The sequence below is a fragment of the Escherichia sp. TC-EC600-tetX4 genome, from assembly GCF_019356055.1.
Classification (GTDB): domain Bacteria; phylum Pseudomonadota; class Gammaproteobacteria; order Enterobacterales; family Enterobacteriaceae.
Genome location: NZ_CP079924.1, coordinates 672,803 through 686,112, shown reverse-complemented (window position 1 = coordinate 686,112; position 13,310 = coordinate 672,803). Strand labels below are relative to the sequence as shown.

Here is a 13,310-nt window from a genome sequence, read left to right as displayed (position 1 = left end):
TTGCCTGATTAACGTTTTCCGCTGTGCAACCAGAACGGTTCCTGATTGTTTGCCTCATTACGGAAATGTTCAATTTCGATGCGTTGCCCGGTCGCAATAGCGTGATGCAGCCCCTGCCAGTTCTCCAGCCAGGCTTGCGCGACGACAGGATCATAGTAACCCGCCAGCAACAGTATTGAGTCAATATCACGCGTCAGGCGTGGCAACTGGTCACGGTAGCGATCGCCTAACGGCTGGCAGAAAACGCTTTTCAGTTCAGCGGCATGGCGGGAAAGATGGATATCGGCAAAGCGTTTGAAGGAGTCGCTGATTTTGCCCTGCGCTTTGGCATCTAAAAATGGCTGCCATGCTTTGCTTACCAACCATTCGGTCAACGCCAGCTTCGCCATTGCCGTTTCGGTAGAGTAGACCGCCGTCACGGCAGACACCGCAGAAGCAATGGTCGCCTCGCATTGAGTCAGCAGATCACGTAAGTGAGTGCTCGCTTTACGCGGCACAATACCACCGAACAGCATCAGCGTATGACGGACCAGGCTAATGGCTGCCAGCACCTGTTCTTTCGCCGCATCGTTGCCGCGTACCCACAGTTCTTCATGATACTGCCATTGCGCTAACGCCAGCTCGAGCGCCGCTTCCAGCCCCTGTTCCACATCGGCTTTTGCCGCAACATGCAAAATGGTGGTCGGTTTGATTTCACGCGCCGGATTGCCCTGCGCCAGATGATAGCCACGCGCCGCTTTGCTCAGGCTGCCCTGGCGTAATCCGGTTTGCGATACCAGTTGGTTCGCCAGTTTCAGCACCGCGCGCGTGTCGCCGCTAAGCAGTTCCAGTTCCAGCTCACAGATAGGTTCAGCAAATTCACCCGCTTTCACTTCCCCCTGGTCGAGGGCGATTTCAATTTGGCTACCATCGACCGCCACCAGCCATTTTTCGCGATAAAAATCGGTGCTGAACAGCGGCTGCACGCGGGAGGCGAGATCGGCGGGCAATTCGCCGTTCGGCCAGACTTCCGTCGGTAACTGCGCCAGGTCGAGCGTCGGTTCGCTCAACGCCACGTTATATTCCGGGCGCTGATGTAAGCCGCCTGTCACTCTTCCTGCAACTTTCATGGTCATCTCATAGCGACCGTTTTCGCCACGAATACGTAAGCCCATATCGTGCCCACGCAGCCAGTTATCCGGCGTTTCGTAGTAAATATTCAGCAACTGCACGGGGTCATGGTGCTCGCCGCCCAGCGTATTGAGATGGTCACGCAACGCCTCAACGGCACTGTGATTAACAATAAACTTTAATTCGATTTCCTGAGCCATGGCCTTTACTTATCGGTTATGTCACATAAGTGACGATGAACGGCGAACTTAATGCGATCTTTTTTGTCAGTAGATAGTATTTTGCGCCAAATTGCCATGCAACGGGCAATTTGACGGGCGTAAAAGTTTGAAGCAGTGGCAAGACCTGACACAGAGGATTCCGATTGATGTCGAATGCTTTGCGTAGCGACACTGATGCCACTACTATCGTTCCACTTTCCATGACAATAACGACAGCCTGATGCCAAAATTACGCCTGATCGGATTAACTTTACTCGCACTTAGCGCGACTGCCGTCTCACACGCTGAAGAAACGCGCTATGTTTCCGACGAACTGAATACCTGGGTCCGCAGCGGTCCGGGAGATCATTATCGCCTCGTGGGCACGGTTAACGCCGGCGAGGAAGTGACCTTATTACAAACTGACGCCAACACCAATTATGCCCAGGTGAAAGACAGCTCTGGCCGTACCGCCTGGATCCCGTTGAAACAACTTAGCACTGAGCCAAGCCTGCGCTCCCGTGTGCCAGATCTGGAAAATCAGGTCAAAACCCTGACCGATAAACTCACCAATATCGATAACACCTGGAATCAGCGCACCGCAGAAATGCAGCAAAAAGTGGCGCAGAGCGACAGCGTGATCAACGGGTTAAAAGAAGAAAATCAGAAACTGAAAAACGAGCTGATTGTCGCGCAGAAAAAGGTCGATGCCGCCAGCGTACAGCTGGATGACAAACAGCGCACCATCATCATGCAATGGTTTATGTATGGCGGTGGCGTGCTGGGGCTTGGCTTGCTGCTCGGTCTGGTACTGCCGCACCTGATCCCAAGCCGCAAACGCAAAGATCGCTGGATGAACTAAATCGCCTTCTTCGTTGCACTGTCTTATTATTAGGAATTGTGTATTTGACGAAGGGATGATGGCGTGAAGATTTATCTGGTCGGTGGTGCTGTTCGGGATGCATTGTTAGGGCTACCGGTCAAAGACAGAGATTGGGTGGTGGTCGGCAGTACGCCACAGGAGATGCTCGACGCGGGCTACCAGCAGGTAGGCCGCGATTTTCCTGTGTTTCTGCATCCGCAAACGCATGAAGAGTATGCGCTGGCACGTACCGAACGGAAATCCGGTTCCGGTTACACCGGTTTTACTTGCTATGCCGCACCGGATGTCACGCTGGAAGATGATCTTAAGCGTCGCGATCTGACCATTAATGCGCTGGCCCAGGACGATAACGGCGAGATTATCGACCCGTACAACGGTCTGGGCGATCTGCAAAATCGTCTGTTGCGCCATGTTTCCCCCGCTTTTGGCGAAGATCCGTTACGCGTATTGCGCGTGGCGCGTTTTGCTGCGCGTTATGCCCACCTCGGTTTTCGTATTGCCGATGAAACTCTGGCGTTGATGCGCGAGATGACCCATGCGGGTGAACTGGAACACCTGACGCCTGAACGGGTATGGAAAGAGACGGAAAGCGCCCTCACCACCCGCAATCCACAGGTGTTCTTCCAGGTACTGCGCGATTGCGGCGCACTGCGCGTTTTATTCCCGGAAATTGACGCACTGTTTGGCGTTCCGGCCCCTGCCAAGTGGCATCCGGAAATCGATACGGGTATTCATACCTTAATGACGCTCTCAATGGCGGCGATGCTGAGTCCGCAGGTCGATGTCCGTTTCGCAACTTTATGCCACGATCTCGGTAAAGGGCTGACGCCGCCAGAACTCTGGCCGCGTCATCATGGTCATGGCCCGGCGGGTGTTAAGTTAGTGGAACAACTATGCCAGCGTCTGCGCGTGCCAAATGAAATTCGCGATTTAGCCAGACTGGTGGCTGAGTTTCACGATCTCATCCACACCTTCCCAATGCTGAACCCAAAAACCATCGTCAAATTATTTGATTCCATCGATGCCTGGCGTAAACCGCAGCGTGTCGAGCAACTGGCGCTGACCAGCGAGGCTGACGTGCGCGGCAGAACCGGTTTTGAATCAGCGGACTACCCGCAAGGCCGCTGGTTGCGCGAAGCCTGGGAAGTGGCGCAGTCAGTGCCGACAAAAGCCGTCGTTGAAGCGGGATTTAAAGGTGTGGAGATTCGCGAGGAGCTGACCCGACGGCGGATTGCGGCGGTAGCCAGCTGGAAGGAACAACGTTGCCCAAAGCCTGAATGAGTATTGGGCATTTTGCCGGATGCGGCGTAAACGCCTTATCCGGCTACATGTCAACGACAGTTGTAGGCCTGATAAGACGCGCAAGCGTCGCATCAGGCGTTGATTGCCGGATGCGGCGTGAACGCCTTATTCGGCCTACGCAATCGTTGACAACGCCAAGCATCCGACACTATTCCTCAATTAAAAGAACACGACATACACCGCAGCCGCCACAATAAAGCGATAAATGGCGAACGGGATAAACGAAATGCGCTTAATCAATTGCAGGAAGGTTTTAATCGCTATCAGCGCCACCACAAAAGCGGTGATAAACCCAACGGCAAACATCGGGATATCGCCGCTTGTCAGGAAGCCCCAGCTTTTGTAGAGATCGAGCGCCGTTGCGCCCATCATCATCGGCACCGCCAGCAGGAACGAAAACTCGGAAGCAGCGTAACGGCTCACCCCCATCAGCATCCCACCTGAAATGGTCGCCCCGGAACGGGAGAAACCCGGCCACAGCGCCAGACACTGGAAACAGCCAATCATAAATGCCTGACGATAGGTCATATCATCAAGACCCGGCGCACGCGGCTCTTTCGGCTTCAGGCATTCGGCGGCAATCAGCAACAAACCGCCAACGACCAGCGCATACATCACATTTATCGGGTTAAACAATGACTTAATCGTGTCGTGGAACAACAGCCCCAATACCACCGCCGGAATCATCCCCAGCAAAATGTGGATCAGCGTTAAACGACCTTTGCTTTCACCTTCGTGCTGCAACGGGCGGCCAAAGTGGATGCCAATCAGGCCAAACAGACGCCGCCAGAACATCACTACTACCGCCAGAATTGATCCTAACTGGATCACAACTTCAAAGGTTTTCGCCGTGTCGCCCTCAAACCCCAACAAGTGACCGACAATAATCATATGGCCCGTGCTGGATACCGGCAGAAATTCTGTCAATCCTTCGACCACACCCAATATTGCCGCTATCAGCAGCGAGTGCATATCGCTCATCAATAAACCCCTAAATTATTAAAATGTACCGCTTGTCCGAACTACTGCGTATGACCAGGTTATAACCGTTTGGTTTAACAGCTGTAAAATTAATTATTTTCTTTCAGATTATTGCCACGCTCAATGATTACGCCAACATTCGCCGCCCGCGCCACTGCGCCTGGCTTGCTGAGTTTGATACGCACCCACGGCGAGTTGAAGCGTGCTAACAGCAGCTCCGCCACCTCTTCAGCCACGCGTTCCACCAGCGCAAAACGCGCCCCCTCGACGTGGCTGACCACCGTTTCTGCAATGTCAGCGTAACTGAGGCAATCCGCCACATCATCACTTTTCGCCGCTTTACGGTTATCCCACGCCATTTCGATATCGAACACTAACTTCTGTTCGATGGTCTGTTCCCAGTCGTAAACACCAATAGTGGTGATTACCGAAAGTTGCTCTATAAATACAATATCCATCACGTCCTGCCTGCTTTTTGGCTAACCGGATACCACTTCCGGCGAAATGTGCGTATTATCCACAGATTCATCGTTGAACACGAATTTTCAAAACGGAACAGCTTATGAGTGCAATCGCGCCTGGAATGATCCTCATCGCGTACCTCTGCGGCTCCATTTCCAGTGCCATTCTGGTTTGCCGCTTGTGTGGGCTGCCCGATCCGCGAACCAGCGGCTCCGGCAATCCAGGCGCAACCAATGTGTTACGTATCGGTGGCAAGGGAGCAGCCGTAGCAGTACTGATTTTCGACGTTCTGAAAGGAATGTTGCCCGTCTGGGGCGCGTATGAATTAGGTGTCAGCCCCTTCTGGCTAGGCTTAATTGCCATCGCCGCCTGTCTTGGACACATCTGGCCCGTTTTCTTCGGATTTAAAGGAGGAAAAGGCGTTGCTACCGCTTTTGGTGCCATCGCACCCATTGGCTGGGATCTCACCGGAGTAATGGCGGGAACCTGGTTACTGACCGTGCTATTGAGCGGATACTCGTCGCTGGGAGCGATTGTCAGTGCACTGATTGCTCCGTTTTATGTCTGGTGGTTTAAGCCACAATTCACCTTCCCGGTTTCGATGCTCTCTTGCCTGATCCTGCTGCGTCATCATGACAACATCCAACGTCTGTGGCGTCGTCAGGAGACAAAAATCTGGACGAAATTCAAAAGAAAGCGCGAAAAGGATCCCGAGTGATTTCTGGTGGATCTACATGACCTGATAGCCTTCATCGGGCTTGCCCAGCCGTTGCTGGCACCATGCCGCCAGAAATTCCACGCAGACACGTAATTTCATGCTGCGATAGAGCGGCTCCCGGTAAACAGCCCAGATATTGGCGCTTTGTGCATACTCTGGCAATACTTGCACCAGTTTGCCACTCTCCAGAAACGGCAACACATCCCACTCGGAACGCAGCATAATCCCTTTGCCCTCCAGCGCCCATTGCAGCACAATCTCGCCGCTATTGGAGGAAAGATGCCCGCTTACCTTCACCGATTTTTTCTCCTGACCGTTCCCCAACTCCCATATTCCATGGGTCATATCGCGCTCTTTGGTCACCAGACAGTCATGACGACTTAATTCCTGTAGGGATTGTGGCTGCGGATATTTTTGCAGATACTCAGGTGCTGCGCATAATATTCTTTTATTTTTTGTCAAAAGATGCGCAATATAATAATCAGGAATTTCGTCATTAATACGAATATCCAGATCAATATTATCCTGCACTAAATCAATTTGCCGATCGAACAATTCAAAATGCACCTGTAACTCAGGATAATTGCGCATCAGTTCGGTAATAGCTGGCGCAATATGGCTGCGCCCAAAACCAAAACTGCAACCAATACGAATCATCCCCTCCGGGCGCGTTTTGATTTGCGTGACGTCATCGACCAGTCGCTGATATTGGGTGAGGATTTCCAACGCATGTTCGTAACAACGTTGGCCACTTTCAGTCAGCGCCACGCCGCGAGCGGAGCGGTTCAGCAGCGTTGTTGCCAGCGTATTTTCAAGGATTTGGATCCGCTTGGTGACAAATGCAGGCGTCTGCCCAAGCGTCGCCGCTGCGGCGCTAAAACTCCCGCTGTGAACGATTTCTACCAGTACCTGCAAGTCTTTGGCTAAAGGCCAGCTATTCAGCATCGTTAATTATCCGCAGTTGTGATAAGCGCAGTGTATTTCGCAAAACATTGCCATTCCCTGCTCTGGCGCAATATTCATTCTTATTTTCGCGTTGATTCACGAACTGTTAATTACATATTCACGGTGGCAAAAAATATAAAACCACATTTTTAGTGGTAGTTTGTGGCGGTGAATTTTTCCAGACAAATACAAAAACTGGAGTTGCCATGATGAGCGAAAGTAATAAGCAACAGGCAGTGAATAAGTTGACAGAGATTGTCGCTAACTTTACCGCCATGATTTCTACCCGAATGCCTGATGACGTGGTGGATAAACTAAAACAGCTAAAGGATGCCGAAACGTCGTCGATGGGGAAAATTATCTACCATACGATGTTCGACAACATGCAAAAAGCGATTGACCTGAATCGTCCTGCCTGTCAGGACACCGGGGAGATTATGTTCTTCGTTAAAGTCGGTTCCCGCTTCCCACTGCTTGGCGAGCTGCAAAGCATACTCAAACAAGCCGTGGAAGAGGCAACCGTCAAAGCGCCACTACGTCACAATGCGGTAGAAATTTTTGACGAAGTAAACACCGGCAAAAATACCGGTAGCGGCGTACCGTGGGTCACCTGGGACATCATCCCCGACAATGACGATGCGGAAATCGAAGTTTACATGGCAGGCGGCGGCTGCACGCTACCTGGCCGCTCGAAAGTGTTAATGCCGTCAGAAGGCTACGAAGGCGTGGTGAAATTCGTCTTCGAAAATATCTCCACCCTCGCCGTAAACGCCTGTCCACCGGTACTGGTGGGCGTGGGCATCGCCACCTCGGTGGAAACCGCCGCCGTACTCTCGCGTAAAGCCATTTTGCGCCCGATTGGCAGCCGCCATCCCAATCCAAAAGCGGCAGAACTGGAGCTACGCCTGGAAGAAGGACTCAACCGTCTGGGGATTGGTCCACAAGGGCTGACCGGCAACAGTTCAGTGATGGGCGTACATATCGAATCTGCCGCCCGCCATCCGTCAACCATCGGCGTTGCTGTCTCTACCGGCTGCTGGGCGCATCGTCGCGGCACGCTGCTGGTTCATGCCGATCTCACCTTTGAAAATCTGTCTCACACCCGGAGCGCGTTATGAAAAAGATCCTGACAACCCCGATCAAAGCTGAAGATCTGCAAGATATTCGCGTCGGCGATGTGATCTACCTGACCGGTACGCTGGTGACCTGCCGCGACGTTTGTCACCGCCGTTTGATCGAACTGAAACGTCCGATCCCTTACGATCTCAACGGCAAAGCGATTTTCCACGCTGCCCCATCGTGCGCAAAAACGGCGACAAATGGGAGATGGTCTCCGTCGGCCCGACAACCAGTATGCGTATGGAAAGTTTTGAACGTGAATTTATTGAGCAGACCGGCGTGAAACTGGTGGTTGGCAAAGGTGGTATGGGGCCGCTGACCGAAGAAGGCTGCCAGAAATTCAAGGCGCTACATGTGATTTTCCCGGCAGGCTGCGCGGTGCTGGCGGCAACCCAGGTGGAAGAGATTGAAGAAGTGCACTGGACAGAGCTCGGAATGCCGGAGTCACTGTGGGTCTGCCGGGTCAAAGAGTTCGGCCCGCTGATTGTCTCTATTGATACCCACGGCAACAACCTGATAGCCGAAAACAAAAAGCTGTTCGCCGAACGCCGCGATCCCATCGTGGAAGAGATCTGCGAGCACGTCCATTACATCAAATAACCCTCCCGGAGAGGCTCACCCCTCTCCTTTTTCGCAGGCATAACACGATGAAACCTTCCACTGAATGGTGGCGATATCTTGCGCCGCTGGCGGTCATCGCCATTATTGCTCTACTTCCGGTTCCCGCAGGGCTGGAGAACCATACCTGGCTCTACTTTGCCGTTTTTACTGGCGTGATCGTTGGACTGATCCTCGAACCCGTGCCGGGTGCCGTGGTGGCGATGGTGGGTATATCCATCATCGCCATACTCTCTCCCTGGCTGCTGTTCAGCCCGGAGCAGCTCGCTCAGCCAGGCTTTAAATTCACTGCAAAATCCCTCTCGTGGGCCGTTTCCGGTTTTTCTAATTCGGTTATCTGGCTGATTTTCGCCGCCTTTATGTTTGGCACAGGCTATGAAAAAACCGGGCTTGGACGCCGCATTGCGCTGATTCTGGTGAAAAAGATGGGACATCGCACGCTGTTTCTCGGCTATGCGGTGATGTTCTCCGAGCTGATCCTCGCACCTGTAACACCGTCCAACTCGGCGCGTGGTGCGGGGATTATCTATCCCATCATCCGTAACCTGCCACCGCTCTATCAATCACAACCAAACGACAGCAGTTCGCGCAGCATTGGCTCGTACATCATGTGGATGGGGATTGTTGCCGACTGCGTGACCAGCGCCATTTTCTTGACGGCGATGGCACCAAACTTGCTGTTAATTGGACTGATGAAAAGCGCATCTCACGCCACGCTGAGTTGGGGCGACTGGTTCCTCGGGATGTTGCCGCTCAGCATTTTACTGGTTCTGCTGGTTCCCTGGCTGGCTTACGTGCTGTACCCGCCGGTACTGAAGTCTGGCGATCAGGTGCCGCGCTGGGCAGAGACGGAACTGCAGGCAATGGGCCCGCTCTGTTCGCGTGAAAAACGGATGCTGGGGCTGATGGTAGGCGCGCTGGTGCTGTGGATTTTCGGCGGTGATTATATCGATGCCGCGATGGTCGGTTACAGCGTGGTGGCACTGATGCTGCTTCTGCGCATTATCAGTTGGGACGACATTGTCAGTAATAAAGCGGCGTGGAACGTTTTCTTCTGGCTGGCCTCGCTTATCACCCTCGCCACCGGACTCAACAACACCGGTTTTATTAGCTGGTTTGGCAAACTGTTAGCAGGCAGCTTAAGCGGTTATTCGCCAACGATGGTGATGGTGGCGTTGATTGTGGTGTTTTATCTACTGCGCTACTTTTTCGCCAGCGCCACGGCGTATACCTCCGCTCTCGCACCGATGATGATTGCTGCTGCGCTGGCGATGCCGGAAATCCCGCTGCCGGTGTTCTGCCTGATGGTTGGTGCGGCAATTGGTCTGGGGAGCATTCTTACACCATACGCCACCGGCCCCAGTCCGATTTACTACGGCAGTGGTTATCTGCCAACGGCGGATTACTGGCGACTGGGGGCGATTTTTGGGCTGATATTCCTCGTATTGCTGGTGATTACCGGCTTACTGTGGATGCCCGTGGTGTTGCTTTAAGTGAGGACGGTGCCGGAAATTGCTCTCCGGCACCCAATAGTTTTACGCAGCCGGTAACTCCGCCAGCGGCCAGCGCGGACGCACGCTAACGCCGAGATCCGCCGTCGCGCCTGCTTTAAACCGCACCATTCCGGCATAGGCGATCATCGCGCCGTTATCAGTACAAAATTCCGGACGCGCGTAGAACACTTCGCCGCGGCGTTTTTTCATCATTTCAGCCAGCTTCGCCCGTAACGTACGGTTAGCACTCACGCCGCCCGCCATGACCAGTCGCTTAAAGCCCGTCTGATCCAGCGCCCGCTTGCACTTAATCATCAGCGTATCGACCACCGCATCTTCAAAGGCGCGGGCGATATCAGCACGCGTCTGGTCGTCGGTGCCGTTGTCACGAATGGTATTTGCCGCGAAGGTTTTCAGGCCGGAGAAGCTGAAATCCAGCCCCGGACGGTCGGTCATCGGACGCGGGAAGACAAAGCGCCCGGCAGTACCCTGAGCCGCCATTTTCGACAGTAACGGCCCGCCAGGATAATCCAGCCCCAGCAGCTTCGCGGTTTTATCAAACGCTTCCCCGGCGGCATCATCGATAGACTCGCCGAGCAGCTCGTACTGACCAATGCCAGTCACGCTGATTAACTGCGTATGACCGCCGGAAACAAGCAGCGCAACAAACGGAAATTCCGGCGGGTTATCTTCCAGCATCGGCGCTAACAGATGCCCTTCCATATGGTGTACAGGGATCGCCGGAACGTCCCAGGCAAACGCCAGAGAACGCCCCACGGTCGCGCCAACCAGTAGCGCGCCGACTAATCCAGGGCCTGCGGTATAGGCCACAGCATCAATGTCTTTTGCCGTTAAACCAGACTCCTTTAGCGCCGCCTGGATCAACGGTACGGTTTTACGCACATGATCGCGGGAGGCCAGTTCAGGCACGACGCCGCCGTAGTCAGCGTGCAATTTCACCTGACTATACAATTGGTTGGCTAACAAACCTTTTTCATCGTCGTAAATGGCGATGCCGGTTTCATCGCAGGAAGTTTCAATACCCAGTACACGCATGACTTGTTTTACCTCGCTTTATTACCGCGCAGTGTAGGACCAATGCGGGTTGATGTAAAACTTTGTTCGCCCCTGGAGAAAGCCTCGTGTATACTCCTCACCCTTATAAAAGTCCCTTTCAAAAAAGGCCGCGGTGCTTTACAAAGCAGCAGCAATTGCAGTAAAATTCCGCACCATTTTGAAATAAGCTGGCGTTGATGCCAGCGGCAAACCGAATTAATCAAAGGTGAGAGGCACATGCCGGTAATTAAAGTACGTGAAAACGAGCCGTTCGACGTAGCTCTGCGTCGCTTCAAGCGTTCCTGCGAAAAAGCAGGTGTTCTGGCGGAAGTTCGTCGTCGTGAGTTCTATGAAAAACCGACTACCGAACGTAAGCGCGCTAAAGCTTCTGCAGTGAAACGTCACGCGAAGAAACTGGCTCGCGAAAACGCACGCCGCACTCGTCTGTACTAATTCCCCGAGAGCGTTGCTCTCCGATCAGACCGAGTTGTAGTTGTAAGGCCGTGCTTCCGAAAGGAATGCGCGGCTTATTTTCGTTTATGAATTGCTAAAAATCGGGGCCTATGGCTGGACGAATCCCACGCGTATTCATTAATGATCTGCTGGCACGCACTGACATCGTCGATCTGATCGATGCCCGTGTGAAGCTGAAAAAGCAGGGCAAGAATTTCCACGCGTGTTGTCCATTCCACAACGAGAAAACCCCGTCCTTCACCGTTAACGGTGAGAAACAGTTTTACCACTGCTTTGGATGTGGCGCGCACGGCAACGCGATCGACTTCCTGATGAACTACGACAAGCTCGAGTTCGTCGAAACGGTCGAAGAGCTGGCAGCAATGCACAATCTTGAAGTGCCATTTGAAGCAGGCAGCGGCCCCAGCCAGATCGAGCGCCATCAGAGGCAAACGCTTTATCAGTTGATGGACGGTCTGAATACGTTTTACCAACAATCTTTACAACAACCTGTTGCCACGTCTGCGCGCCAGTATCTGGAAAAACGCGGATTAAGCCACGAGGTTATCGCTCGCTTTGCGATTGGTTTTGCGCCCCCCGGCTGGGACAACGTCCTGAAGCGGTTTGGCGGCAATCCAGAAAATCGCCAGTCATTGATTGATGCGGGGATGTTGGTCACTAACGATCAGGGACGCAGTTACGATCGTTTCCGCGAGCGGGTGATGTTCCCCATTCGCGATAAACGCGGTCGGGTGATTGGTTTTGGCGGGCGCGTGCTGGGCAACGATACCCCCAAATACCTGAACTCGCCGGAAACAGACATTTTCCATAAAGGCCGCCAGCTTTACGGTCTTTATGAAGCGCAGCAGGATAACGCTGAACCCAATCGTCTGCTTGTGGTCGAAGGCTATATGGACGTGGTGGCGCTGGCGCAATACGGCATTAATTACGCCGTTGCGTCGTTAGGTACGTCAACCACCGCCGATCACATACAACTGTTGTTCCGCGCGACCAACAATGTCATTTGCTGTTATGACGGCGACCGTGCAGGCCGCGATGCCGCCTGGCGAGCGCTGGAAACGGCGCTGCCTTACATGACAGACGGCCGTCAGCTACGCTTTATGTTTTTGCCTGATGGCGAAGACCCTGACACGCTAGTACGAAAAGAAGGTAAAGAAGCGTTTGAAGCGCGGATGGAGCAGGCGATGCCACTCTCCGCATTTCTGTTTAACAGTCTGATGCCGCAAGTTGATCTGAGTACCCCTGACGGGCGCGCACGTTTGAGTACGCTGGCACTACCATTGATATCGCAAGTGCCGGGCGAAACGCTGCGAATATATCTTCGTCAGGAATTAGGCAACAAATTAGGCATACTTGATGACAGCCAGCTTGAACGATTAATGCCAAAAGCGGCAGAGAGCGGCGTTTCTCGCCCTGTTCCGCAGCTAAAACGCACGACCATGCGTATACTTATAGGGTTGCTGGTGCAAAATCCAGAATTAGCGACGTTGGTCCCGCCGCTTGAGAATCTGGATGAAAATAAGCTCCCTGGACTTGGCTTATTCAGAGAACTGGTCAACACTTGTCTCTCCCAGCCAGGTCTGACCACCGGGCAACTTTTAGAGCACTATCGTGGTACAAATAATGCTGCCACCCTTGAAAAACTGTCGATGTGGGACGATATAGCAGATAAGAATATTGCTGAGCAAACCTTCACCGACTCACTCAACCATATGTTTGATTCGCTGCTTGAACTGCGCCAGGAAGAGTTAATCGCTCGTGAGCGCACGCATGGTTTAAGCAACGAAGAACGCCTGGAGCTCTGGACATTAAACCAGGAGCTGGCGAAAAAGTGATTTAACGGCTTAAGTGCCGAAGAGCGATCGGGAAGCCCCCGACAGCCGCACTGAGAGGCAGCGGCAAATATATAAGTACGCCCTCGTAATTATCGTTGGCGGTAAACAACCGTT

Annotated in this window: 12 protein-coding genes and 1 pseudogene; 8 read left to right on the top strand and 5 right to left on the bottom strand. The window is 53.2% G+C overall.

All coding sequences use genetic code 11. The features are described 5' to 3' along the window. Positions 1–8: 8 nt before the first annotated feature. The gene (ygiF, locus tag KXD89_RS03320) at positions 9–1,310 is read right to left on the bottom strand and encodes an inorganic triphosphatase (protein WP_000046281.1); all 1,302 of its coding nucleotides are present in this window, start codon (positions 1,308–1,310) and stop codon (positions 9–11) included. 241 nt (positions 1,311–1,551) lie between these two features. Between ygiF and KXD89_RS03315 the strand changes: the two genes are divergently transcribed. Further along, a complete protein-coding gene (locus KXD89_RS03315; RefSeq protein WP_001125331.1) occupies positions 1,552–2,172 on the top strand; it encodes a TIGR04211 family SH3 domain-containing protein in 621 nt (206 codons plus the stop codon). Between the two features lie 63 nt (positions 2,173–2,235). Continuing rightward, the gene (gene cca / locus KXD89_RS03310; RefSeq protein WP_000708487.1) at positions 2,236–3,474 is read left to right on the top strand and encodes a fused tRNA nucleotidyltransferase/2',3'-cyclic phosphodiesterase/2' nucleotidase/phosphatase Cca; all 1,239 of its coding nucleotides are present in this window, start codon (positions 2,236–2,238) and stop codon (positions 3,472–3,474) included. Between the two features lie 180 nt (positions 3,475–3,654). On the opposite strand, the gene bacA is transcribed toward cca, so the two are convergent. Both bacA and folB read right to left on the bottom strand, forming a co-directional pair. After that, complete coding sequence (bacA, locus tag KXD89_RS03305; RefSeq protein ID WP_001281927.1) at positions 3,655–4,476, bottom strand: undecaprenyl-diphosphate phosphatase; 822 nt, start codon at positions 4,474–4,476, stop codon at positions 3,655–3,657. An 89-nt stretch (positions 4,477–4,565) separates the two neighbouring features. Further along, a complete protein-coding gene (gene folB / locus KXD89_RS03300; protein WP_001295541.1) occupies positions 4,566–4,934 on the bottom strand; it encodes a bifunctional dihydroneopterin aldolase/7,8-dihydroneopterin epimerase in 369 nt (122 codons plus the stop codon). A 104-nt stretch (positions 4,935–5,038) separates the two neighbouring features. Here folB and plsY point away from each other — a divergent pair, with 104 nt between their 5' ends. Next, the gene (gene plsY / locus KXD89_RS03295; protein WP_001272796.1) at positions 5,039–5,656 is read left to right on the top strand and encodes a glycerol-3-phosphate 1-O-acyltransferase PlsY; all 618 of its coding nucleotides are present in this window, start codon (positions 5,039–5,041) and stop codon (positions 5,654–5,656) included. Between the two features lie 12 nt (positions 5,657–5,668). Here plsY and ttdR read toward each other — a convergent pair whose 3' ends face one another. Then, positions 5,669–6,601, bottom strand: coding sequence for an L-tartrate utilization transcriptional activator TtdR (gene ttdR / locus KXD89_RS03290; protein WP_000935206.1), 933 nt, complete (start codon positions 6,599–6,601; stop codon positions 5,669–5,671). A gap of 206 nt (positions 6,602–6,807) precedes the next feature. Here ttdR and ttdA point away from each other — a divergent pair, with 206 nt between their 5' ends. The 3 genes and pseudogenes from ttdA (at position 6,808) to ttdT (ending at position 9,831) form a co-directional block, all read left to right on the top strand. After that, the gene (gene ttdA / locus KXD89_RS03285; RefSeq protein WP_000986797.1) at positions 6,808–7,719 is read left to right on the top strand and encodes a L(+)-tartrate dehydratase subunit alpha; all 912 of its coding nucleotides are present in this window, start codon (positions 6,808–6,810) and stop codon (positions 7,717–7,719) included. Continuing rightward, positions 7,716–8,320: pseudogene (gene ttdB / locus KXD89_RS03280) on the top strand (L(+)-tartrate dehydratase subunit beta). The gene ttdA and the pseudogene ttdB overlap by 4 nt, the downstream one beginning before the upstream one ends. 47 nt (positions 8,321–8,367) lie before the next feature. Next, positions 8,368–9,831 carry an L-tartrate/succinate antiporter gene (gene ttdT, locus KXD89_RS03275; protein ID WP_000804973.1) on the top strand — a complete coding sequence of 488 codons (1,464 nt, stop codon included), beginning with the start codon at positions 8,368–8,370 and terminating at the stop codon, positions 9,829–9,831. A 42-nt stretch (positions 9,832–9,873) separates the two neighbouring features. Here the strand turns inward: ttdT and tsaD are convergent, their stop codons facing one another. Then, positions 9,874–10,887, bottom strand: coding sequence for a tRNA (adenosine(37)-N6)-threonylcarbamoyltransferase complex transferase subunit TsaD (tsaD, locus tag KXD89_RS03270; protein WP_001264352.1), 1,014 nt, complete (start codon positions 10,885–10,887; stop codon positions 9,874–9,876). 237 nt (positions 10,888–11,124) lie between these two features. Here tsaD and rpsU point away from each other — a divergent pair, with 237 nt between their 5' ends. Then, the gene (gene rpsU, locus KXD89_RS03265; protein ID WP_001144069.1) at positions 11,125–11,340 is read left to right on the top strand and encodes a 30S ribosomal protein S21; all 216 of its coding nucleotides are present in this window, start codon (positions 11,125–11,127) and stop codon (positions 11,338–11,340) included. 110 nt (positions 11,341–11,450) lie between these two features. Continuing rightward, positions 11,451–13,196 (top strand): DNA primase, encoded by a 1,746-nt coding sequence (gene dnaG, locus KXD89_RS03260; protein WP_000918827.1) that lies wholly within the window; start codon positions 11,451–11,453, stop codon positions 13,194–13,196. Positions 13,197–13,310 lie beyond the last annotated feature (114 nt).

Excerpts from the sequence above, each read along its gene's own strand:
- ygiF (WP_000046281.1), bottom strand. The coding sequence starts at position 1,310 with ATGGCTCAGGAAATCGAATTAAAGTTTATTGTTAATCACAGTGCCGTT.
- KXD89_RS03315 (WP_001125331.1), top strand. The coding sequence starts at position 1,552 with ATGCCAAAATTACGCCTGATCGGATTAACTTTACTCGCACTTAGCGCG.
- bacA (WP_001281927.1), bottom strand. The coding sequence starts at position 4,476 with ATGAGCGATATGCACTCGCTGCTGATAGCGGCAATATTGGGTGTGGTC.
- folB (WP_001295541.1), bottom strand. The coding sequence starts at position 4,934 with ATGGATATTGTATTTATAGAGCAACTTTCGGTAATCACCACTATTGGT.
- plsY (WP_001272796.1), top strand. The coding sequence starts at position 5,039 with ATGAGTGCAATCGCGCCTGGAATGATCCTCATCGCGTACCTCTGCGGC.
- ttdR (WP_000935206.1), bottom strand. The coding sequence starts at position 6,601 with ATGCTGAATAGCTGGCCTTTAGCCAAAGACTTGCAGGTACTGGTAGAA.
- ttdA (WP_000986797.1), top strand. The coding sequence starts at position 6,808 with ATGATGAGCGAAAGTAATAAGCAACAGGCAGTGAATAAGTTGACAGAG.
- ttdT (WP_000804973.1), top strand. The coding sequence starts at position 8,368 with ATGAAACCTTCCACTGAATGGTGGCGATATCTTGCGCCGCTGGCGGTC.
- tsaD (WP_001264352.1), bottom strand. The coding sequence starts at position 10,887 with ATGCGTGTACTGGGTATTGAAACTTCCTGCGATGAAACCGGCATCGCC.
- rpsU (WP_001144069.1), top strand. The coding sequence starts at position 11,125 with ATGCCGGTAATTAAAGTACGTGAAAACGAGCCGTTCGACGTAGCTCTG.
- dnaG (WP_000918827.1), top strand. The coding sequence starts at position 11,451 with ATGGCTGGACGAATCCCACGCGTATTCATTAATGATCTGCTGGCACGC.